This is a genomic window from Streptomyces sp. CG4, assembly GCF_041080655.1.
Lineage (GTDB): Bacteria > Actinomycetota > Actinomycetes > Streptomycetales > Streptomycetaceae > Streptomyces.
In genome coordinates, this window is record NZ_CP163525.1 from 5,089,879 (window position 1) to 5,111,734 (window position 21,856).

The 21,856-nt window shown below is 70.6% G+C and carries 20 protein-coding genes and 4 tRNA genes; 12 read left to right on the top strand and 12 right to left on the bottom strand.

What is annotated here, in order from left to right:
- Positions 1 to 193 precede the first annotated feature (193 nt).
- The 3 genes from AB5L52_RS23025 (at position 194) to AB5L52_RS23035 (ending at position 4,864) form a co-directional block, all read left to right on the top strand.
- Positions 194 to 2,119, top strand: a complete 1,926-nt coding sequence (locus AB5L52_RS23025) for a hypothetical protein (protein ID WP_369365911.1) — start codon at positions 194 to 196, stop codon at positions 2,117 to 2,119.
- A 252-nt stretch (positions 2,120 to 2,371) separates the two neighbouring features.
- Entirely contained in the window at positions 2,372 to 3,868 is a 1,497-nt protein-coding gene (locus tag AB5L52_RS23030) for a N,N-dimethylformamidase beta subunit family domain-containing protein (protein WP_369365913.1), read from the top strand.
- A gap of 96 nt (positions 3,869 to 3,964) precedes the next feature.
- Positions 3,965 to 4,864 (top strand): phosphoribosylaminoimidazolesuccinocarboxamide synthase, encoded by a 900-nt coding sequence (locus tag AB5L52_RS23035; protein ID WP_351016563.1) that lies wholly within the window; start codon positions 3,965 to 3,967, stop codon positions 4,862 to 4,864.
- Between the two features lie 43 nt (positions 4,865 to 4,907).
- Here the strand turns inward: AB5L52_RS23035 and AB5L52_RS23040 are convergent.
- The 8 genes from AB5L52_RS23040 to AB5L52_RS23075 all read right to left on the bottom strand — a co-directional run bounded on the left by AB5L52_RS23040 (position 4,908) and on the right by AB5L52_RS23075 (position 9,523).
- Positions 4,908 to 4,983 (bottom strand) — tRNA-Gly (locus tag AB5L52_RS23040).
- Between the two features lie 23 nt (positions 4,984 to 5,006).
- Positions 5,007 to 5,621: a response regulator transcription factor gene (locus tag AB5L52_RS23045; protein WP_351571108.1), complete on the bottom strand. Its 615-nt coding sequence runs from the start codon at positions 5,619 to 5,621 to the stop codon at positions 5,007 to 5,009.
- Entirely contained in the window at positions 5,618 to 6,862 is a 1,245-nt protein-coding gene (locus AB5L52_RS23050) for a sensor histidine kinase (protein WP_369365916.1), read from the bottom strand. The genes AB5L52_RS23045 and AB5L52_RS23050 overlap by 4 nt, the downstream gene beginning before the upstream one ends.
- Before the next feature lie 24 nt (positions 6,863 to 6,886).
- The gene (locus AB5L52_RS23055; RefSeq protein ID WP_369365918.1) at positions 6,887 to 7,720 is read right to left on the bottom strand and encodes an ABC transporter permease; all 834 of its coding nucleotides are present in this window, start codon (positions 7,718 to 7,720) and stop codon (positions 6,887 to 6,889) included.
- On the bottom strand, positions 7,717 to 8,661 hold the full coding sequence (locus tag AB5L52_RS23060) for an ABC transporter ATP-binding protein (protein WP_369365920.1): 945 nt from the start codon (positions 8,659 to 8,661) through the stop codon (positions 7,717 to 7,719). The genes AB5L52_RS23055 and AB5L52_RS23060 overlap by 4 nt, the downstream gene beginning before the upstream one ends.
- A 125-nt stretch (positions 8,662 to 8,786) precedes the next feature.
- Positions 8,787 to 8,862, bottom strand: a tRNA-Gly gene (locus AB5L52_RS23065).
- 79 nt (positions 8,863 to 8,941) lie between these two features.
- Positions 8,942 to 9,013, bottom strand: a tRNA-Gly gene (locus tag AB5L52_RS23070).
- A gap of 192 nt (positions 9,014 to 9,205) precedes the next feature.
- Positions 9,206 to 9,523, bottom strand: a complete 318-nt coding sequence (locus AB5L52_RS23075; protein ID WP_351016550.1) for an Lsr2 family protein — start codon at positions 9,521 to 9,523, stop codon at positions 9,206 to 9,208.
- Positions 9,524 to 9,832: 309 nt separating this feature from the next.
- Here AB5L52_RS23075 and purS point away from each other — a divergent pair, with 309 nt between their 5' ends.
- The 7 genes from purS (at position 9,833) to purM (ending at position 17,335) form a co-directional block, all read left to right on the top strand.
- Positions 9,833 to 10,105, top strand: coding sequence for a phosphoribosylformylglycinamidine synthase subunit PurS (gene purS, locus AB5L52_RS23080; protein ID WP_351016547.1), 273 nt, complete (start codon positions 9,833 to 9,835; stop codon positions 10,103 to 10,105).
- Entirely contained in the window at positions 10,102 to 10,782 is a 681-nt protein-coding gene (gene purQ, locus AB5L52_RS23085; RefSeq protein ID WP_351016544.1) for a phosphoribosylformylglycinamidine synthase subunit PurQ, read from the top strand. Before purS ends, purQ begins: the two co-directional genes overlap by 4 nt.
- The gene (purL, locus tag AB5L52_RS23090; protein ID WP_369365923.1) at positions 10,779 to 13,061 is read left to right on the top strand and encodes a phosphoribosylformylglycinamidine synthase subunit PurL; all 2,283 of its coding nucleotides are present in this window, start codon (positions 10,779 to 10,781) and stop codon (positions 13,059 to 13,061) included. Before purQ ends, purL begins: the two co-directional genes overlap by 4 nt.
- 130 nt (positions 13,062 to 13,191) lie before the next feature.
- The gene (locus tag AB5L52_RS23095) at positions 13,192 to 13,989 is read left to right on the top strand and encodes a sterol carrier family protein (RefSeq protein WP_369365925.1); all 798 of its coding nucleotides are present in this window, start codon (positions 13,192 to 13,194) and stop codon (positions 13,987 to 13,989) included.
- A gap of 50 nt (positions 13,990 to 14,039) precedes the next feature.
- Positions 14,040 to 14,495, top strand: a complete 456-nt coding sequence (locus AB5L52_RS23100) for an META domain-containing protein (RefSeq protein ID WP_369365927.1) — start codon at positions 14,040 to 14,042, stop codon at positions 14,493 to 14,495.
- Positions 14,496 to 14,697: 202 nt separating this feature from the next.
- Entirely contained in the window at positions 14,698 to 16,227 is a 1,530-nt protein-coding gene (purF, locus tag AB5L52_RS23105) for an amidophosphoribosyltransferase (protein ID WP_351016533.1), read from the top strand.
- A gap of 34 nt (positions 16,228 to 16,261) precedes the next feature.
- Entirely contained in the window at positions 16,262 to 17,335 is a 1,074-nt protein-coding gene (purM, locus tag AB5L52_RS23110; RefSeq protein WP_369365929.1) for a phosphoribosylformylglycinamidine cyclo-ligase, read from the top strand.
- A 94-nt stretch (positions 17,336 to 17,429) separates the two neighbouring features.
- On the opposite strand, the gene AB5L52_RS23115 is transcribed toward purM, so the two are convergent.
- Both AB5L52_RS23115 and AB5L52_RS23120 read right to left on the bottom strand, forming a co-directional pair.
- Entirely contained in the window at positions 17,430 to 17,687 is a 258-nt protein-coding gene (locus AB5L52_RS23115; protein ID WP_023548946.1) for a DUF3073 domain-containing protein, read from the bottom strand.
- A gap of 291 nt (positions 17,688 to 17,978) precedes the next feature.
- On the bottom strand, positions 17,979 to 19,094 hold the full coding sequence (locus tag AB5L52_RS23120; protein WP_351016527.1) for a Glu/Leu/Phe/Val dehydrogenase dimerization domain-containing protein: 1,116 nt from the start codon (positions 19,092 to 19,094) through the stop codon (positions 17,979 to 17,981).
- Between the two features lie 212 nt (positions 19,095 to 19,306).
- On the opposite strand from AB5L52_RS23120, the gene AB5L52_RS23125 reads away from it, so the two are divergent.
- Both AB5L52_RS23125 and bldC read left to right on the top strand, forming a co-directional pair.
- A complete protein-coding gene (locus tag AB5L52_RS23125) occupies positions 19,307 to 20,149 on the top strand; it encodes a hypothetical protein (RefSeq protein WP_369365931.1) in 843 nt (280 codons plus the stop codon).
- Positions 20,150 to 20,687: 538 nt separating this feature from the next.
- Positions 20,688 to 20,894: a developmental transcriptional regulator BldC gene (gene bldC, locus AB5L52_RS23130; RefSeq protein WP_003949541.1), complete on the top strand. Its 207-nt coding sequence runs from the start codon at positions 20,688 to 20,690 to the stop codon at positions 20,892 to 20,894.
- 458 nt (positions 20,895 to 21,352) lie between these two features.
- On the opposite strand, the gene AB5L52_RS23135 is transcribed toward bldC, so the two are convergent.
- Positions 21,353 to 21,544, bottom strand: a complete 192-nt coding sequence (locus tag AB5L52_RS23135; RefSeq protein ID WP_351016521.1) for a DUF6274 family protein — start codon at positions 21,542 to 21,544, stop codon at positions 21,353 to 21,355.
- A gap of 154 nt (positions 21,545 to 21,698) precedes the next feature.
- Positions 21,699 to 21,773: transfer RNA gene (locus AB5L52_RS23140), tRNA-Asp, on the bottom strand.
- Positions 21,774 to 21,856 lie beyond the last annotated feature (83 nt).

A 21,856-nucleotide genomic window follows, 5' to 3' on the forward strand; every position in this document is an offset into this window, starting at 1 on the left:
CTGACCAAAGCCATTCCATCGAGTGAGCAATCAGCTATACGGCTGACGAGGGCCGGAGCCCCAACTAGGGTGCCGCGCAAGCGTTCCGGCACTTGGCCCACCGGCATTGCGATGTCAGTGGCGGGTGCCACAGTGGGGGAGTGAGCACCACCAGGACAGCACGGCTTCGGCGGCGAGGGGGTGAGGGCGGGACGTGACCGGAATCGGTGCAGAGGCGGGCGCGCAGGCCGCGCGCTCCCGAGCCCTCGCCGTACTGCGGGTCCGCGGCCGGGCGCTGGCCGTGGCCCTGCTGCCCGCGGCTGCCACGGTGATCCTGCTGACCGGGGGCTCCACCGGCCACTTCGTCGGCCCGGGCTGGGACACCGCCCGCTGGGCCGTGGGCGTGCTCGCCGTGCTGGCGCTGCTGGCCGCGGCCGGTGTCGCCCTGGTCGTGGCCCGGGCCCGCCCCGCCGTCGTCCCGACGGTCCCGATCCCCGAGGAGTCCGCCCCGGATCTGTACCGGATGGTGCGCGACCTCGCCGAGCGGCTGGACGTGCCGGCGCCCTCGGCCATAGCGCTCACCCCGGACTGCGACAGCTGGCTGGAGGACCGCACGCACCCGGCCCACAGCCCACCGCCGCGCCCCGGGCCCGACGAGATAGCGGGCCCCGGCCGCCGCCGCGTCCCCGTCGCGCCGGTGCTCGTCATCGGCTCCCCGTTCCTGTGGTGGATGCGCGTCGGCGAGCTCCGCGCGGTCCTCGCCCCGGTCATCGCCGGTACGGGCCCCTCGGCGCACCCGGACATAGCCGCCGCCCGGCGCTTCGTGCGCGGCCTGGACGCGGCCGTCGCGGTCGCCTCGACACCGGGCCGCTGTCCGCTGACCCGCGGCGGCTGCGCGGCCCTCGGCTGGGTGGTCCGGCTGCTGCTGCGCGGCTGCCGGGAGCACGCGACGCAGATGGAGCGCGGGGTCGCCGCGGCGGCGGCCGAGCGGGCCCAGGCCGTGGACTACGGCCTGCGGATCGTCGCCCAGGAGCAGGTCGGCCTCGCCTACGCCGGCTGGGACCGGCTGCTGACCAGGGTCGCGCTGCCCGCCTGGCGCATGGGCCGCTGGCCCGCCCGGCTGGACGCGGGCGTGGTGGCGGCGCTCACCGAGCTGTCCCGGCGCGACCGACTGGCCGAGGGCTTCACCTCCCGGCTCGGCGAGCGGCCCGCCTGTGACCTGCTGGAGGAGCCCGGCGCGGTGGACGAGGCCGCCTCGCTGCTCGCCGCACGCCTCTTCCACGGCGGCCCCGCGGAGTCCGGCCCGGACTGGGCACCGGTGGACTGGCAGGCGTATCCGGAGGAGGTCGTGGACCGCACCTGGCGTGCCGGCGCGGCCCGTCTGCACCGCGTCCTGGACTCCCTCGGCGTACGCCCCTCCCGCGACCCGGGCGGCCCCACCCTGACCCGAGTCCTGGACCACCTGACCGAGCCCGCGACAGCCCCGAAGGACCACTCGCAAGCCGCCGACGGCGAGAACCCCACCCAGAGGCCACCCGCACCCGACGACGACGACCGCACAGGTGGTGCGAGTGGTGCAGGTGGCAGCCCAATCCCCGCCGAAGTCGAAGCCGAGGCGGACGCCTCCCACGCTGAAGCACCGCAGGCAACCCGCGAACCCGAGGCGGACGCCTCCCGCGCCGAAGCACCGCAGGCAACCCGCGAAGCCGGGGCGGGACCGGTGCCCGACGACCCCGGCACGGAGCGCAGCGCCGCCCTCGCCGCAGGGCTGAGTGCCGAGCTGGCTCGTGAGGAGGCCGCCGTGCCGAGAGCCGGGGCGACGGCTACCGGCCAGAGTCCCGAGCGCGGCCTGTGGGACGACGGCGGACTGCCGCTCTTCCCGCTGCAGCCCCCGCGCACCGCCCGCGACCTGCTCACCGAGCACGTCACGGCGATGGTGTGCTGCGCGGCGGTCGACACGGCCGGCGCGGTCCCCGCCCTGGACTGGCTGGACGGTCCCGCCCTGCTGCTCGGCGGTGAGCGCGCCGCCGACCTCGCGCCCAAGGTGCTCAGCCTGATCGAGGAGGGCGACCCGGGCCCGCTGCGGGACTGGCTGGCCGCGTCCGGGATACGTCCCGAGAAGCCGGTACGGCTCGTTTGACGCAGGCTCCGTCCTCTCGCTCAACGGGAGCTCCGTCTTCCACTTCAGGTCAATTCGCAACGACTAGTGACCGAGCCCGTGCGTTATGTGATGTGCTGGGAGCGACCACGCACCTGGCAAAGGCGTGCGACATACGACAGCACTGCCGAGCACAGCGAGCAGCGCGCGTTCCACTGAGCACAGCGAGTACCACCGAGCACCGCTGGCACCACCGAGACAGGACGACACGGGGGCTGAGGGAGGGGAGCGACCATGGGCTCGGACCACATTCGCCGCTGGGAGTCCGGAGCGCTCGCACACGCCGTGACCGACCCCTTCGGCCAGGGCCCGGTGCCCTGGCTGCGCGGCACCGAGACCTACTTCGACGACACCGGTCATGTCGTGCCCTGGTACGTCGACCCGAGCCCGCAGCAGCTCGCCGACGGCAGGCGCCGGGTGCCCGCGCCGCGTTCGGGCGACACCGGACCCCGCTCGGCCGACGACGTGCACCGCCAGATCAAGGGCTTCACCTCCACCGGCGCGGTCGCGCCCGGCCAGGCGATCGACTTCCACATCACGGTCGACCCGCCTCAGGAGTTCAGCGTCGACATCTACCGGATCGGCCACTACGGCGGCGACGGAGCCGCCCAGATCACCACCAGCCCGCGCCTGTCCGGCATCGTCCAGCTCCCGCCGCTCGCCGCCGACCGTACGGTCTCCTGCCACCACTGGTGGCTGTCCTGGCGGCTGCAGGTCCCCCCGCACTGGCGCATCGGCGCCTATGTGGCCGTCCTCACCACCGCCGACGGCTACCGCTCCCATGTGCCGTTCACGGTCCGCGACGACCACCCCGCCGACCTCCTCCTGCTGCTGCCGGACATCACCTGGCAGGCGTACAACCTGTATCCCGAGGACGGCCGTACCGGCGCCAGTCTTTATCACGCCTGGGACGAGAAGGGCCGGCTGCTCGGCGAGGCGGACGCGGCGACCACGGTCTCCTTCGACCGCCCCTACGCGGGCGCGGGCCTGCCCCTGCATGTCGGCCACGCCTACGACTTCATCCGCTGGGCCGAGCGCTACGGCTACGACCTCGCCTATGCCGACGCCCGCGATCTGCACGCGGGCCGTGTCGACCCCGGCCGCTACCGGGGCCTGGTCTTCCCCGGCCACGACGAGTACTGGTCGGTGCCGATGCGCCGGGCCGTCGAGGACGCCCGGGACCGCGGCACCTCGCTGGTCTTCCTCTCCGCCAACACCATGTACTGGCAGGTGGACTTGGGCCCGTCCCCGTCCGGCGTCCCGAACCGGCTGCTGACCTGCCGCAAGCGCAAGGGCCCCGGAAAGCCGGTGCTGTGGCGCGAGATCGACCGGCCCGAGCAGCAGCTGGTCGGCATCCAGTACGCGGGCCGGGTGCCCGAGCCGCACCCGCTGATCGTCCGCAACGCCGGCCACTGGCTGTGGGAGGCGACCGGCGCCCACGAGGGAGACGAGATCGAGGGCCTGGTCGCCGGCGAGGCCGACCGGTACTTCCCGCGCACCGCGCTGCCCGTGCACGAGGAGCGCATCCTGCTCGCCCACTCCCCCTACACCGACACCGAGGGCGCCCTGCGCCACCAGGAGACCTCCCTGTACCGCGCCCCCTCCGGCGCCTGGGTCTTCGCCTCCGGCACCTTCGCCTGGTCCCCGGCCCTGGACCGCCCCGGCCATGTGGACCCCCGCATCCAGCGCGCCACGGCGAACCTCCTCGACCGCATCTGCAAACGCGACTGAGCCACCTGATCGACCCGCCCGACCGACCCCCCGAACGCAGTGGACCACCGCATACGGGAGAATCGAGGCACTTGGACAGAACCACGGGGAGGAACCGTGTCCGGATTCGTAGAAAAGCCCGAGCCGATCCAGGTTCCGGGCCTGGTGCACCTGCACACCGGAAAGGTGCGCGAGCTGTACCAGAACGAGGCGGGCGACCTCGTGATGGTCGCCAGCGACCGCATGTCCGCCTACGACTGGGTGCTGCCCACGGAGATCCCCGACAAGGGCCGCGTCCTCACCCAGCTCTCCCTGTGGTGGTTCGAGCAGCTGCGGGATCTGGTCCCGAACCACGTCATCAGCACCGAGGTGCCCGAGGGCGCCCCCGCCGACTGGGCGGGCCGCACCCTGGTCTGCAAGTCCCTGAAGATGGTCCCGGTCGAGTGCGTGGCCCGCGGCTACCTCACCGGCTCGGGCCTGCTGGAGTACAACGAGTCCCGTACGGTCTGCGGCCTCGCCCTCCCCGAAGGCCTGGTCGACGGCTCGGAACTCCCCGCCCCGATCTTCACCCCGGCCACCAAGGCCGAGGTCGGCGAGCACGACGAGAACGTCTCCTACGAGGAGGTCGCCCGCCAGGTCGGCGCCGAGACCGCCGCCCAGCTGCGCCAGGCCACCCTCGCCGTGTACGCGCGCGCCCGGGACATCGCCCGCGACCGGGGGATCGTCCTCGCGGACACCAAGTTCGAGTTCGGCTTCGACGGGGACACCCTCGTCCTCGCCGACGAGGTCCTCACCCCGGACTCCTCCCGTTTCTGGCCGGCCGACCAGTGGCAGCCGGGCCGCGCCCAGGCGTCGTACGACAAGCAGTTCGTCCGAGACTGGCTGACCTCGGCCGCGTCGGGCTGGGACCGCAAGAGCGAGCAGCCCCCGCCGGCGCTGCCCGAGGAGGTCGTCCAGCAGACCCGGCAGAAGTACGTGGAGGCCTACGAGCGCCTCACGGGCCTCGGCTGGAGCTAGCGGAACGGAAAAACCCCGGTCCAGTGGACCGGGGTCTTCTTCATGGAGCGGACGACGAGGCTCGAACTCGCGACCTCAACCTTGGCAAGGTTGCGCTCTACCAACTGAGCTACGTCCGCACTGCGCTGCTGCGCGAGAGCAACTATACCCAACCTCGCTCCCGTGCGAGACGCACCGCCGCATGCCGGTTCTCCGCACCGAGCTTCGTGACGGCCGAGGAGAGGTAGTTCCGCACGGTCCCCGGGGACAGCGCGGCCCGTTCGGCGATCTCCGCGACGGGCGCCCCGTCGGCCGCCAGCTCCAGCACCTCGGCCTCCCGCAGGGTCAGCGGGGAGTCCCCGGCGGAGATCGCGTCGGCGGCCAACTCGGGATCGACGTAACGGTTTCCGGCGTGCACGGTGCGGATGATCTCGGCGAGCCGCTGGGCGCTGACGGTCTTCGGGACGAACCCGCGCACACCGGCCGCGAGGGCTCGTTTCAGGTGGCCGGGCCGTCCGTGACCGGTGACGATCAGCACCTGGCAGCCGGGCAGTTCGGTCCGCAGGGATGTGGCGACCTTCACACCGTCGGCGCCCGGCATCTGGAGATCCAGTACGGCCACATCGGGTTCATGGGCCCGCGCCATCGCCAGCGCCTCGGGTCCGCTGGCCGCCTCGGCGACGACGAGGAGATCGTCCTCCAGCGAGAGCAGCGCGGCCAGCGCGCCCCGGATCAGATGCTCGTCGTCGGCGAGCAACAGCCGTACCGGAGTGCTCATGACGTGACTTCACTCACTTTCTGCCCCAATGGCACCTCGGCCACCAACCGGAACCGGTCCCCGGCGACGGCCCCCGCCTCCAGCGTCCCGGCCACGACGGCCAGCCGTTCCCGCAATCCGGCGAGCCCGGAACCCCCACCCCCGTGAGGGGTTCCGGTCACCCCGTCGTTCTCCACCGTCAGCACCACCCGCTCCTCCAGCACCCGCAGGCACAGCGTGCAGCGCCCCGCGTCCCCGTGCCGCAGCACGTTGGTGGTGGCCTCGCGCACCACCCAGCCGAGCGCGGACTGCACGTCGGCGGGCAGCCCCGCGGTCTCCGCGCTGACCTCGCAGGCGATCCCTGCAGCCGTCAACACGCCCTGCGCGCCGGTGAGTTCGGCCCCGAGATCGGCCTCCCGGTAGCCGCGTACGACGGCCCGTACCTCGCGCTGGGACTCCTGCGCGATCCGCTGCACCTCGATCATCTGCTCCACGGCCTCCGGCCGCCCGCGCCGGGCCAGTTGCACCGCCAGCTCGCTCTTGAGCGAGATCACGGACAGGTTCCGGCCCAGCACGTCGTGCAGATCCCGGCCGAACCGCAGCCGCTCCTCGGCGACGGCGAGCCGAGCCTCCACCTCACGGGCCCGCTCCGCCTCCCACAGCACGGAGAGCGTCCAGGCGCCGCAGCGGCCCGCGAGCAGCGCGAAGAGCACCTGGAAGACGGCCGTCGCCGCGGTCGCCACCAGGCCGGGGCCGTCGTGATCGGCGATCCCGACGGCGGCCGTGAGCAGGACCGTGAACCCCGCCGACCGGCGCAGGAACACCCGGACCGGCACCGTGAGCCCGTACAGCAGCCCGAACGGCAGCGCGACACCGCCGATGGCGAACCGGACCGCCATCGGAGCGGCCGCGTCCGTCGCGGCGATCGCCACGATCAGCCCCAGCGCGAGCCCCAGCAGGACGGCCGGCGCGCGGTGTGTGCCGGCCGGCAGCGCGGCACGCCCGAGGTAGTGGTCGAGCACCCGCCTCATCAGCCGGTTCGACACGGCGCACTGCACGGCCCCCACGAGGACGAGCAGAGCGCCGAGGGCGACCGCCACGGGCCGGTGGGCGATCCCGCCGACCAGCGGCAGCGACAGCCAGGAGAGCATCGTGAACCAGATCGTGCAGTGCCAGGTGAGGAGGCTGAACAGCTCGACCCGCTCGGCCTTGCTGCGCTCCCCCCAGTGCCGCTGCTGCCACCGCCGTATCCGGCCCACCATGTGTTCCCCCGTGCCTCACGTGCCTCAGCGCCGCGGTTCCCACCGGAACCGCCGCCGTACAGCAAACACCGCGAGGATGATCCAGGCCAGCGCGGTCGTGAGGGCGCCGAGGGCTTCGTACGCGCTCATCTGGCCGGTCCAGCCGGCGCGGACGAGCCGGACCGCCGGGGACAGCGGGAGCAGTTCGCAAACGCTGGCCAGCTTGTCGGGCATGATCTCCGTCGGGAATGTGATCCCGGAGCCGAGCATCGACACGAACATCAGGGGCAGCGCGGTGACCTGGGCACTCTCCACGGTCCGGGTGAAGGACGCGGTGAGCGCGGCGAGCGCGGCACTGACCAGGTAACCGGCCACCAGCCCGGGGAGGATGAGATACGGCGCCCTGGGCGCGCCGGTGTGCAGCAGGACCGCGCACCCGACGCACAGCACCAGCGCCTGGGCCAGGCCGATGACGAGCGCGGGCAGCGCGGTGCCGGTGAGGATCTCCGTGTCGGACAGCTCACCGGTGCGCAGCCGCTTGAGGACGAGTTCCTCGCGGCGGGCGACGTAGGCGTTGACCAGCGAGGTGTACACGGCGAAGAGGAAGGAGAACCCGATCGCGGCCGTCAGCAGGGTGGTGCCGATCGTCAGTCCCTGCTTCTTCAGATCCACCTGGTCCATGGCCGGCCGTATGGTGAACGGCAGCAGGAGCGGCACGGCCAGCGCGGTGAAGACGACCCCGCGGTTGCGGCCCAGAAGGGTGAGTTCGGCCCGCCCCAGCGCCCACAGCCGCCGGCCCGCCGACGTCCCCCCGCCGCGCTCGGTCCCCCGCACGCCGCTCACCCCACGGCTCTCCACCCTCACTCCGGCCCCGCTCATGCCGCCACCCCCTGTGTCTGTTCGCGTGCGATCCCCAGGAACGCCTCCTCCAGGGAGGCGGAGCGCACATCCAGGCGGCGCAGTTCGATCCCGGTGCGCTCGGCCCAGGCCAGTACGCCGGTCGCGGTCCGCTGCAACTGGGTCGTGCGCAGCCGTACGACCCCGCCGTCGCTCTCGTGGCCGCAGACCCCGAGGTCGGCGAGCGGCGGAAGGTCGCCGAGGAAGTAGCCGTCGGGCAGTTCGAAGGACATCCGGGACGGCTGCCCCGCGGTGACCTCGGCCGGGGTTCCCGAGACGGCGATCCGGCCCTCGTGCAGGATGGCGAGCCGGTCGGCGAGCCCCTCGGCCTCCTCCAGGTAATGGGTGGTGAGCAGCACGGTCGTGCCCGCGTCGCGCAGGGCCCGCACCAACTCCCAGGTGTCCCGGCGGCCTTGCGCGTCGAGCCCGGTCGTCGGCTCGTCGAGGAAGAGCACCTCGGGGTCGCCGAGCAGGGCGAGCGCCAGATCGAGCCGCCGCCGCTCGCCGCCGGACAACTGCTTGACCCGCACCTCGTGCCGTTCCGTGAGCCCGACCAGCCCCAATACCTCGGACTCGGGCCGGGCCCCGCCGGTGCAGCCGGCCCACATCCGGGCGGTCTCGGCGACGGTCAGCTCGGCCGGGAAGCCGCCCTCCTGGAGCATCACTCCGGTGCGGGGCCGTACGGCGGCCCGCTCGCGGTACGGGTCGTGGCCGAGGATCCTGATCCGGCCCTCGGCGGGTGCGGCGAGGCCCTCCAGCAGTTCGACCGTCGACGTCTTGCCCGCTCCGTTCGTGCCGAGCAGGGCGAAGATCTCCCCACGGGCCACGGAGAAGGTGATTCCGCGTACGGCCTCGAACCCGCCCCCGTAGACACGCCTGAGATCGGTGACCTCAATCACGTCTTCGTGTTCGTCGTAGTGCATGAACCCAGCGTCCCGGCGGCCGCGGCGGGTCGGCAGTGCGCGATGTCATCGCCCGGCATGACAAATGTCAGAGAAGGGCGGGGCACACGAAAAGACCCCGGTCCAGTGGACCGGGGTCTCTTTCATGGAGCGGACGACGAGGCTCGAACTCGCGACCTCAACCTTGGCAAGGTTGCGCTCTACCAACTGAGCTACGTCCGCACTGCTCCCGACCGGCTCCCACCGATCGGTGCGAGCACCAGCCTACCTGATCCACGAGAGTGGTTCTGACCGGTGCCAGAGCGGGTGACAGGAATCGCACACTGCGCCTTCCCCCTGGAAGGGGGATGTTCTGCTACTGAACTACACCCGCACGGTCCTCGGGGTTGTGGCCTTTCGGCCTCGCCCCTCGGCGTGTCCCAGACATTAGCTGATCAGCAGGGGGGTAGCGCAAGTCGGCTCCCGCACGGCCTCGTAGGCGCCCCTCGCCGGTCAAGTGCACGGTCCTCAGGGTCCACTGACGGACCCTGAGGACCGCCCCTTCGCGGGCTTCACTGCGCGGGCGCTACCGCGCGGCACTGAAGGCCTCGTAGACCTTCTTGGGGATGCGGCCGCGGGCCGGGACGTCCATCTTGTTGGCCTGGGCCCAGGCGCGGACGGCCGCCGGGTCGGGGGCGACCTCGGTCTGCTTGTACGCCTTGCCGGACCGCGACCGCTTGCGGCCGGCCTCGACGTAGGGCGCGAGCGCCTTGCGCAGTTTCTTGGCGTTGGTTGAGTTCAGGTCGATCTCGTACGACTTGCCGTCGAGTCCGAAGGCGATCGTTTCCGCCGCTTCCGAGCCGTCGATGTCGTCAAAGAGAGTGACCACGACCTTTTGCGCCACGAATATCGGTCCCTTCGTGCGGCACGTCGATACAGCTCACGGCGATGACGTGCCGAGTATCGGCTATTGCCAATTCATTTGTACAGTGCCCGGCAATCCAAAGTGAAGCCCGACTAAATCCGCCCGCGTGTCCGAACACAATAGGCGGACCGGGCGGACCGTGGAACTTTCCCAGAACTTTTCGTGGCCGCACGGGTTCGACACCGGATCGTGATGCGCCTCACGTACTTTCCTCCAACTCTACCCGCGTAGAAATTTTGTGCGGGTAGTCTGAAGGAACCTGCTCAGCACCACACACCGGGAGTGCCAGTGGCACGCGTCGTAGTCGACGTCATGCTCAAGCCGGAGATCCTCGACCCCCAGGGCCAGGCGGTCCAGCGTGCGCTGCCGCGCCTGGGTTTCGAGGGGATCTCGGACGTACGTCAGGGAAAGCGTTTCGAGCTTCAAGTTGACGGGCCGGTCGACGAGGCCGCGCTCGCCCGCATCCACGATCTTGCGGAATCCTTCCTCGCGAACACCGTGATCGAGGACTTCACCGTCAAGGTGGAAGAGGCGGCGGAAGTCGCGGAGGCGGCCAAGTGACCGCTCGTATTGGCGTCGTCACTTTCCCGGGCAGCCTCGACGACCGGGACACCCAGCGCGCGATCCGCCTGGCCGGCGCCGAACCCGTCGCCCTGTGGCACAAGGACAAGAACCTGCACCAGGTCGACGCCGTCGTCCTCCCCGGCGGTTTCTCCTACGGCGACTATCTGCGCGCCGGTGCCATCTCCCGGTTCTCACCGGTGATGGAGACCGTCATCGAGCAGGCGAAGTCCGGCCTCCCCGTCCTCGGTATCTGCAACGGCTTCCAGGTCCTCACCGAGGCCCATCTCCTCCCGGGCGCGATGCTCGGCAACGACCACCTCCACTTCATCTGCCGCGACCAGAAGCTGCGGGTGGAGAACGCGGAGACCGCCTGGACCGGTGACTACCGCGCCGGCCAGGAGATCCACATCCCGCTGAAGAACATGGACGGCCGGTACGTCGCCGACGCGTACACCCTCGACAAGCTGGAGGCGGAGGGCCGGGTCGTCTTCCGGTACCTGGACTTCAATCCGAACGGCTCGCTGCGGGACATCGCCGGCATCACCAACGAGGCCGGGAACGTCGTCGGCCTCATGCCGCACCCGGAGCACGCCGTGGAGCCGCTGATCGGCACCGGCCGCACGGACGGTCTCCCCTTCTTCACCTCGATCCTCAAGAAGCTGGTCAACGCATGAGCCGGACGCCTCTGGACACGGTCGAGCACGCGGCCGCGACCCCCGACGTCGAGCTGCCCTGGGCCGAACTCGGCCTGAAGAAGGACGAGTACGAGCGGGTGGTGGAGATCCTCGGCCGCCGCCCGACCGGCGCCGAGCTCGCCATGTACTCGGTCATGTGGTCCGAGCACTGCTCGTACAAGTCCTCCAAGGTCCATCTGCGCCAGTTCGGCGAGAAGGCCCCCGAGAACGACGCCCTGCTCGTCGGCATCGGCGAGAACGCGGGCGTGGTGGACGTCGGCCAGGGTTACGCGGTCACCTTCAAGGTCGAGTCGCACAACCACCCGTCGTACGTCGAGCCCTACCAGGGCGCGGCCACCGGCGTCGGCGGCATCGTCCGCGACATCATCGCGATGGGCGCCCGCCCGGTCGCGGTCGTGGACCCGCTGCGCTTCGGCGCCGCCGACCACCCCGACACCAAGCGCGTCCTGCCGGGCGTGGTCGCGGGCATCGGCGGCTACGGCAACTGCCTGGGCCTGCCCAACATCGGCGGCGAGGTCGTCTTCGACTCCTGCTACCAGGGAAATCCCCTGGTCAACGCCGGTGCCATCGGTGTGATGCGGCACGAGGACATCCACCTCGCCAAGGCCTCCGGCGCGGGCAACAAGGTCATCCTGTACGGGGCTCGTACGGGTGGTGACGGCATCGGCGGTGCCTCGATCCTCGCGTCCGAGACCTTCGACACTGCATCTGACAGTGCCTCCGGCACGGGCAAGCCGTCGAAGCGCCCTGCGGTCCAGGTCGGCGACCCCTTCCAGGAGAAGCTGCTCATCGAGTGCACCCTGGAGGCCTTCCGGGAGAAGCTGGTCGTCGGTATCCAGGACCTGGGCGCGGCCGGCCTCTCGTGTGCGACGAGCGAGCTGGCGTCGAACGGCTCCGGCGGCATGCGCGTGACTCTGGACGACGTCCCGCTGCGTGACTCGACCCTGTCTCCTGAGGAGATCCTCATGAGCGAGTCGCAGGAACGCATGTGCGCGGTGGTCGAGCCGGAGAAGGTCGACCGCTTCCTGGAGATCTGCGAGAAGTGGGACGTCATCGCCACCGTCATCGGCGAGGTGACGGACGGCGACCGCCTGGAGATCTACTGGCACGGCGGCAAGATCGTCGACGTCGACCCGCGGACCGTGGCCCACGAGGGCCCGGTCTACGAGCGCCCGTACGCCCGCCCGTCCTGGCAGGACACCCTCCAGGCCGACGACGCGAACAAGCTGCCCAGGCCGTCGTCCGGCGAAGAGCTCAAGGACCAGGTCCTGAAGCTGGTGGGATCACCCAACCAGGCCTCCAAGAAGTGGATCACGTCCCAGTACGACCACTTCGTGCAGGGCAACACGGTGCTGGCCCAGCCCGAGGACTCGGGCATGATCCGCATCGACGAGTCGAGTGGCCTCGGCGTCGCCATCGCCACGGACGGCAACGGCCGTTACGCCAAGCTGGACCCGTACACGGGCGCCCAGCTGGCGCTGGCGGAGGCCTACCGGAACGTGGCGACGACGGGCGCCCGGCCGCTCGCGGTGTCGGACTGCCTGAACTTCGGCTCGCCGGAGGACCCGGCGGTGATGTGGCAGTTCGCGGAGGCGGTACGCGGTCTGGCGGACGCCTGCCAGCAGCTGGGCACGCCGGTCACGGGCGGCAACGTCTCGCTCTACAACCAGACGGGCGAGGTGGCCATCCACCCGACGCCGGTGGTCGCCGTCCTCGGCGTCATCGACGACGTCGCCCGCCGCACCCCGGTCGCCTTCCAGGAGGAGGGCCAGCTGATCTACCTCCTGGGCGACACGCGCGAGGAGTTCGGCGGCTCGGCCTGGTCCCAGGTGGTCCACGACCACCTCGGCGGTCTGCCGCCGACCGTGGACCTGGAGCGCGAGCGGCTGCTGGCCGAGATCCTGATCTCCGCCTCCCGCGACGGCATGATCGACTCCGCGCACGACCTGTCCGACGGCGGTCTGGTGCAGGCGGTCGTGGAGTCGGCGCTGCTCGGCGCCAAGGGCGCGCGTCTGGTCGTACCGGACGGGCTCGACGCCTTCACCTTCCTGTTCTCCGAGTCGGCCGGGCGCGCGATCGTCGCCGTGCCGCGCTCGGAGGAGGTCCGCTTCAACGACATGTGCGGTGCGCGGGGCCTGCCGGCCACCCGCGTCGGTGTCGTGGACGGAGACTCGGTCGAGGTCCAGGGCGCGTTCGCGCTGACCCTGGAGGAGCTGCGGAAGGCGCACGAGGAGACCATTCCGGCGCTGCTGGCGTGATCGTCGTACGCCGGTGAGGGCCCCGTCCGGAACTCCGGGCGGGGCCCTTCTCGTAGCGGCGGCCGGGGGCGTGCCGGAGAGGGTGGCCCGGAGGGGAAGGGCCAGGCCGTGACGGCATAGGCTCACCGCCATGCCTCCGGCCAAGAAGCGTGCCCGCAGCTACGACCCCGCCAGGACCCGCGCCGCCGTCCTCGCCCAGCTCGGCCATGTGCGGGAGGCCGTGCGCGGTCTCGACGCCGAGCAACTGGCCTTGCCCACGCGGCTCGGCGAGTGGACCGTACGGGAGCTGATCGCGCACATCGCCATGGCGGTCACCGCCGTGCACCGCGCCCTCGACCGGCCGGCGCCGCCGAAGCAGGACGTGACGGTCGTCGAGTGGCCCTTCGCCACCGCCGCGAGCGCCTCGGCCATCGACGAGTTCACCCGCGGCCTCGCCGCGGACCAGCCCGACCTGGACGCCTGTCTCGCGGACATCGACGCGTCCCTGCGCACCCTCCTCGCCGAGCACCCCGGCGGCCGGCTGCTGGAGACCAACGCGGGCACGCTGCCGCTGGACGACTACCTGGTCACCCGCGCCGTCGAACTCGTCGTCCACACCGACGACCTGAACGCCGCCGTGGCCGGGCTGGACGTGCCGTACGACCGGCAGGCCCTGGCCGCCGCCACCCGGCTGCTCGCCGACGCCCTCGCCGTGAAGGCGCCCGGCGGCTCGACCGAGGTGCGCGTGCCGCCGTACGCCGTCGTGCAGTGCGTCGAGGGGCCCCGGCACACCCGTGGCACCCCGCCCAACGTCGTCGAGACCGACCCGCTGACCTGGCTGCGGCTCGCCACCGGGCGCGTGAGCTGGCAGCAGGCGGTGGAAGCGGCCAAGGTGAGCGCCAGTGGGGAGCGGGCGGACATCGGGGGGCTGCTGCCGCTGATGGCGTAGCGGGTCCGGTCGTTGCGGAACCGGTCGTACCGCCGGAGCGTCGAACCGGCATGAACCGGTACAAGCAGCGCATGATCCTGACGGTGGCCGCCGCGTTCGTCCCGCTCACGGTGGCCTGTGGCACGGGAAAGGCGGACAGTGGACGGGTGAGCGTCCAGCAGCCCGTGACCGGCGTCGACTGGCGGGTCGACAGCCTCACCGCCGGCGGTACGACCCGGCACGCGCCCACCGCCGCCCGCCTCCGCATCGACGCGGACGGCAGCGCGGCCGGAAACCTCGGCTGCAACCAGTTCAGCGCCCGGGCCACGGTCCACGGCGACCACATCACCTTCGGCGCCCTGCGCACGACCAGGATGGCCTGCGCCCCGGACCGGATGGACTTCGAGCGCGCCCTCTCCGGCGCCCTCACCACCGGCACGCTCGTCGCCAAGGCCGACGACGGGAAGCTGACGCTCACCGACGGCGCCGGCGACCGCATCCAGCTCACCCGCAGTACGCCCGAATGATGTGCGACACCTCACTCAGGCACCCCGTGAACGGGCCCGCGACCGCCGCGCCGCGAGCCCCGGACGATCACCCAAAGGGCAAGAACACCTCGGCTGACCAGTGCAAACGAGGAAACCGCCAAGGAGATCGACACGAAGTGATCCGTTAGAGGCGCGTATCCCCAATTCGGACCAGTGGTCGACCTCGCCTACACTCGGTGCCGTGCCACGTGGTGACGGTCGACTCAATCACGATCTGCTTCCCGGCGAGAAGGGCCCCCAGGACGCTTGCGGCGTCTTCGGCGTCTGGGCTCCGGGTGAAGAGGTCGCAAAGCTCACGTACTTCGGGCTCTACGCCCTCCAGCACCGGGGTCAGGAATCCGCGGGAATCGCGGTCAGCAACGGCTCCCAGATCCTCGTCTTCAAGGACATGGGCCTGGTCTCCCAGGTCTTCGACGAGACCTCGCTCGGTTCGCTCCAGGGTCACATCGCGGTCGGACACGCCCGCTACTCGACCACCGGCGCCTCCGTGTGGGAGAACGCCCAGCCGACGTTCCGTGCCACCGCGCACGGCTCGATCGCGCTCGGCCACAACGGCAACCTGGTCAACACGGCCCAGCTCGCCGAGATGGTCGCCGACCTGCCGAACGACAACAACAGCCGCTCCAGCCGGGTCGCGGCCACCAACGACACCGACCTGCTGACGGCCCTGCTCGCCGCCCAGGTCGACGCGGACGGCAAGCCGCTGACCATCGAGGAGGCCGCCCACGCGGTGCTCCCGAAGGTGCGCGGCGCCTTCTCCCTCGTCTTCATGGACGAGCACACCCTCTACGCCGCCCGCGACCCGCAGGGCATCCGTCCGCTGGTCCTCGGCCGCCTGGAGCGCGGCTGGGTCGTCGCCTCCGAGAGCGCAGCCCTGGACATCTGCGGCGCCAGCTTCGTCCGCGAGATCGAGCCGGGCGAGTTCGTCGCCATCGACGAGAATGGCCTGCGCTCCTCCCGATTCGCAGAAGCGAAGCCCAAGGGCTGTGTCTTCGAGTATGTGTACCTGGCCCGCCCGGACACCGACATCGCCGGCCGGAACGTGTACCTCTCCCGGGTGGAGATGGGCCGCCGGCTCGCCAAGGAAGCGCCCGTCGAGGCCGACCTGGTCATAGCCACCCCGGAGTCCGGCACCCCGGCCGCCATCGGCTACGCGGAGGCCTCCGGCATCCCCTTCGGCGCGGGCCTGGTGAAGAACGCCTACGTCGGCCGGACCTTCATCCAGCCCTCGCAGACCATCCGCCAGCTCGGCATCCGCCTGAAGCTGAACCCGCTGAAGGAAGTCATCAAGGGCAAGCGCCTGGTCGTCGTCGACGACTCGATCGTGCGCGGCAACACCCAGCGGGCCCTGGTCCGCATGCTCCGCGAGGCCGGCGCCGCCGAGGTCCACATCCGGATCTCCTCGCCGCCGGTGAAGTGGCCCTGCTTCTTCGGTATCGACTTCGCCACCCGCGCGGAGCTGATCGCCAACGGCATGACCATCGAGGAGATCGGCACCAGCCTCGGCGCCGACTCGCTCGCGTACATCTCCATCGACGGCATGATCGAGGCGACCACCATCGCCAAGCCGAACCTGTGCCGCGCCTGCTTCGACGGCGAGTACCCGATGGAGCTGCCGGACCCCGAGCTGCTCGGCAAGCAGCTGCTGGAGACCGAGCTGGCGGCCGGTCCCGCCGCCACGGCCGCGGCCGACGCGATCCGTCGCCCGTAAGCCTCGTAGAAACCAACCCGAAAGATCCCAGGCAATGTCTGAGAGTCAGTCCTCCGGTGCTTCCTACGCGGCTGCCGGTGTCGACATCGAGGCGGGCGACCGCGCCGTAGAGCTGATGAAGGAGTGGGTGAAGAAGACCCGGCGCCCCGAGGTCCTCGGCGGCCTCGGCGGTTTCGCCGGCCTCTTCGACGCCTCCGCCCTCAAGCGTTACGAGCGCCCGCTGCTCGCCTCCGCCACGGACGGCGTCGGCACGAAGGTCGACGTGGCCCGCCGTATGGGCGTCTACGACACCATCGGCCACGACCTGGTCGCCATGGTCATGGACGACATCGTGGTGTGCGGCGCCGAGCCGCTGTTCATGACCGACTACATCTGTGTCGGCAAGGTCCACCCCGAGCGGGTCGCGGCCATCGTGAAGGGCATCGCGGAGGGTTGTGTGCTCGCCGGGTGCGCTCTGGTGGGCGGCGAGACGGCCGAGCACCCGGGCCTGCTGGGCGCGGACGACTTCGATGTCGCCGGCGCCGGTACCGGCGTCGTGGAGGCCGACCGGCTGCTCGGCGCGGATCGCATCCGTAAGGGTGACGCGGTGATCGCCATGGCGTCCTCCGGGCTTCACTCGAACGGGTACTCCCTGGTCCGGCACGTCCTGCTGGACCGCGCCGGCCTCGCCCTGGAGGCGGAGATCGCCGAGCTGGGCCGCAGCCTCGGTGAGGAGCTGCTGGAGCCCACCAAGATCTACTCGCTGGACTGCCTGGCGCTGACCCGCACCACCGATGTGCACGCGTTCTCGCACATCACCGGCGGCGGGCTCGCGGCCAACCTGGCCCGCGTGATCCCGGACGAGCTGCACGCCGTCGTCGACCGCTCCACCTGGACCCCGGGCGCGATCTTCGACCTGGTCGGGCAGACCGGGAACGTCGAGCGCCTGGAGCTGGAGAAGACCCTCAACATGGGCGTCGGCATGATGGCGATCGTCCCCGAGGAGTCCACCGAGGCGGCCCTCGCGACCCTGGCCGACCGCGGCGTCGACGCCTGGGTGGCCGGCGAGATCACCGACCGGGGCACGAAGGAGACCGGCGCCGAGCTGGTCGGGACGTATTCACGTTAAGAGCGCCGCCGCCCGGTCCGGCGGGCGGTGACCGTGCGGAAAGCACAGAAACCGGTCGGTGGCAGAGCCACCGACCGGACTGGTCACTGCAAGGTCAAGCGCCGCGACGGTGCTGTTGGTGAGGATCCTTGTCGTCCTCTTCCTCGTCGTCGTCCTCGTAGAGGTCGGCGTAACGAGAGTAGAGATCGTCCTCGTCGTTCTCATCGTCCTCGAACGGCTCGCCGTTCGGCGGCTGGCTCGAAGTCGATGCGCCCAGTTCACTGGCCAGACGTGACAGGTCAGTCCCACCGCTGTTGTACTTCAGCTGGCGGGCGACCTTTGTCTGCTTGGCCTTGGCCCGGCCGCGCCCCATGGCTCGACCCCCTCGGTGACAGGGGCTCAACGGCCCCAGAGTCTGACACGCGTTCATGATCTGGAACGGACTCTCCGTGGAGAGGCCGGTCCGTAGGGCTTCCACGGTACCTGAGCCCGCGCCCATACGGTACGTCGCCCGCAGCACGCGCGTGTGCCCAGGACCTTCGAGGCGCCCTGTCCTCGCTGGTCAGTGGCGATTTTAACCACTTATCGGGGAACGACCCGCCGGGGGAAGTGAGAGTTCTCTCTAAGTTCCCGCCGACGGGTACCGCTCACGTGTGCGACCGAGTCAGTGTGCGGTGCGTCCCGCGCGGGCCTCGGCCATCCGCTGCTCGGCGATCCGGTCGGCCGCGGCGGCCGGCGGGATCCCGTCTTCCTTCGCACGTGCGAATATGGCCAGCGTGGTGTCGAAGATCTTCGCCGCCTTCGCCCTGCACCGGTCGAAGTCGAACCCGTGCAGTTCGTCGGCCACCTGGATGACCCCGCCGGCGTTCACCACGTAGTCCGGCGCGTACAGGATGCCGCGGTCGGCCAGGTCCTTCTCCACGCCCGGGTGCGCGAGCTGGTTGTTGGCCGCGCCGCACACCACCTTGGCGGTGAGCACCGGCACGCTGCCGTCGTTCAGCGCGCCGCCGAGCGCGCAGGGGGCATAGATGTCCAGACCGCCGACATGGGCGCCCCGGATCAGCGCCTCGGTGTCGGCGACCGCCGTCACGCCCACCGGGTACTGCTCCAGGATCCGCTGCACGGCGTCCGTGCGCACGTCCGTGACGACGACCTCGGCGCCCTCGTCGCGCAGGTGCTTCACCAGGTGGTGGCCGACCTTGCCGACGCCCGCGATGCCGACCTTGCGGCCGCGCAGCGAGGGGTCGCCCCACAGGTGCTGCGCGGAGGCGCGCATGCCCTGGTAGACGCCGAACGCGGTGAGTACGGAGGAGTCTCCGGCGCCGCCGTTCTCGGGGGAGCGGCCGGTGGTCCAGCGGCACTCGCGGGCCACGACGTCCATGTCGGCGACGTAGGTGCCGACGTCGCACGCGGTGACGTAGCGCCCGCCGAGCGAGGCGACCATCCGGCCGTAGGCGAGGAGCAGTTCCTCGGTCTTGTCGCGCTCCGGGTCGCCGATGATCACGGCCTTGCCGCCGCCGTGGTCCAGACCGGCCATGGCGTTCTTGTACGACATCCCGCGCGCGAGGTTGAGGGCGTCGGCGACGGCCTCGGCCTCGGTGGCGTAAGGATAGAAGCGCGTGCCGCCGAGGGCCGGGCCCAGGGCGGTGGAGTGGATGGCGATCACGGCCTTGAGGCCGCTGGCGCGATCCTGGCAGAGCACGACCTGCTCATGACCCCCCTGATCCGAGTGGAACAGGGTGTGCAGGACATCAGCGGGTGCGCCGGTTACGTCGGTCACTGTGGTGACTCCTGTGTAAATAGCGGCGAGTGGGGCGGAGCCCCGTACAGGTGGCGGGGCGCCGTGCCCTGAGCGTAGAGCCTGGGTACGACCACCATCTGTGCAGTGTTCAGGATCACTCTCGCGGGCCGCTCGTGCACGCATGTCCGTGGCACGATTTGCAGTGGTTTTGCAGCGGTTTTCGAGCCGGGCCCGATGGGGAGGGAGCAGGCGTGCCGAAGGTGTCCTCCGTGGTCGTCCCCTATGCCGCGTACTTGCGTGTGTACGAGCCGCTGGGTGCCTTCCCGGAGCCGGAGCGCGGCCACTGGGCGCGCTACGCCCGCCGCCCCGACCGCCCCTCCTACCAGGACGAACTGCGGCGCTCCCTCGCCGACTTGCTGCCCACCCCGCCGGTCGCGGTGCCGGTGCACGAGAGCGGCGACGCCTTCGTGCTGGAGGTCGACGGCGTGGTCTGTGTCTGCCCCTGGCGGACCCGGCTGCGCGGCTGGCAGGCGCTCGGCGAGCTGGCGGAGGAGCTGCCCGCCCCGGTCCTGGACGCGGTGCTCCCGCCGGTCGTACGCCGCCAGGCCGCCCAGGACTACGAGCGCTGGCTCGCCCGCAACCCCGACGCCCGCCCGTGGATCCGTACGGCGACCTGGCACGTGCCGCTGAACTGGTTCGTGCTGGTCTCCGACGAGGAGCGGCGGTACGAGAAGGGCACCGCCGAGGTGCCGCCGCTGCTGCGCTACCGCACGCCCATGGTGCAGGCCCGGCGGCGGGTCGCGCGGGCGCTGCGCACGCTGAAGGACACCGTCGGAGAGGGCCCCCTGATCGACGGTCTCGTGGACGTCGGCCGCTGGCTGGAGGAGTTCCACCCGCGCTCGCTGGTGGAGCTGGACTACGGCGGCCTGGTGCATGTGCTGCCGGCCGGCGATCTGGAGGGCGATCACTCGGCGGCGGACGTGGCCGACGGCATCGAGGCGCTGCGCCGGGGTGACGGGGCGGCGGCCGGGGAGGCCTATGTGCGGCTCGTGGAGCGCTGGCGGGCGGTACGGGAACGGCGTTCCGCAAACTGACGTTCCCCGAACGCCGCAAAGTGACGTACGTCACGGCTCGAATGGTGTCGAACGACGTACGGTCTACGACACTTGACCCCGTCAGGGGATGTTGGTCCCGATCTGGACTTTTGCCTCAAGGGTGATGGACGGCACTTACGCGGCCCTTGCGTCGCTTGCCGCCCCTCATGCCAAAATAGGACAAGGAGTCCGGGGAGGACTCCTTCCGTCCAACTATGCTCCATCTTGGGTGGAATCTCGGCATTGCACGCTTTGGGGGGTCTCGTGGCTCCTGATCGCCCTGTGACTGATCGTCACAGCGGCGTGACTGTCCGCTATGGCATGGTCCATCGGCTTCCGTCGCTGATGAACACCTGGGAGGGCAATTCCATCGGTTTGGCCGACGCGGCTGGACAGATGGTGTAGTTGTAGTGCCGAGGACAAGCCGTTCGTCCTATAACCGACTCGACTCGCGTCCACCATTTCGGGCAACGCGGGTCAAGGTGCAGAATTTAGAGGAAAGAACCGAGAAGGTTCGGTTCTCCCGAGGAGGCCGCTCATGACCGCTCGCACCCCTGATGCCGAGCCGCTGCTGACCCCGGCTGAGGTCGCCACCATGTTCCGCGTCGACCCCAAGACGGTCACGCGGTGGGCGAAGGCCGGCAAGCTCACGTCCATCCGCACGCTCGGCGGGCACCGCCGCTACCGCGAGGCTGAGGTCCGCGCTCTGCTCGCGGGCATCCCGCAGCAGCGCAGCGAAGCCTGAACAACTGCATAACCGGGCAAAACGGCGGGTCCCCCAATCTGTCGAGGCGCCCGGAACCCTAGCTCCAAGCGACGCGGGACCTGCCCCAACAGGCCCACGCCCAAGCCGAAGAGAACGTTGTAGGCAGCGACACAGGGTGCGTCGTAGATCGCGCTGGACTCCGCCGGGTCCAGCGCGATCTTTTTTGTGCGCTGGTCAGGGCCTGGGTGGGTCTCTGTGAGCGGCCTTGTCGGAGTCTGGGCAGGGCTGTCGGAACCGCTGCGTGTGCCCCTGAGGGGGGTGCAATTGCACATATTAAATTGACCAGTTGTAGGGCAGGGGTAAGTTCCACCCTTTCAGAAACTCATGCGGTGACTCCCGTCACATGCCCTGCTGGTTGTTGCCGATGGCATGTGTGCGCTAGTGGAACGGCCTGTTCCAGCGTGCCACGCTGGGCGGGCCGTTGGGACCGGCGTTGGTCATGCGCTGCGGGGACCTTCGTCCTCGACGCCCTCCCCGCCCGCCTCCCGGGCCTGTGGGCCGGCGTCCATGGCCAGCCGTAGCAGGTGGTGACAGATGGGGCAGTGGCGGGTGAGGTGCCGGTAGGACGAGGCGGCCGACAGATGGGCCCTCAGTAGCGCCCGCGTCTCATGCCTGACCGATGCCGCCATACCCCACCTCCGCGGACCACGCAGGGGAACGGGCCCTGGTCATTGGGTACCGACGGAATGTGACGCCGTCAAGGTGACGGACGCCTGCGGCAGAAACAACGGACGCCTGCGGCAGAAACAGAAGAAGGGCCCCACGAGGGGGCCCTTCGCTATGCGGTCCTGACGGGATTTGAACCCGCGGCCTCCACCTTGACAGGGTGGCGAGCACTCCAAACTGCTCCACAGGACCAGGTTTCGCGGCGCTTGCTTTGGTGCGTTGCGCTGCGAGAAGAGACTGTACAGGAGGTGGGGCCGCCTGGTCGAACTCACCCC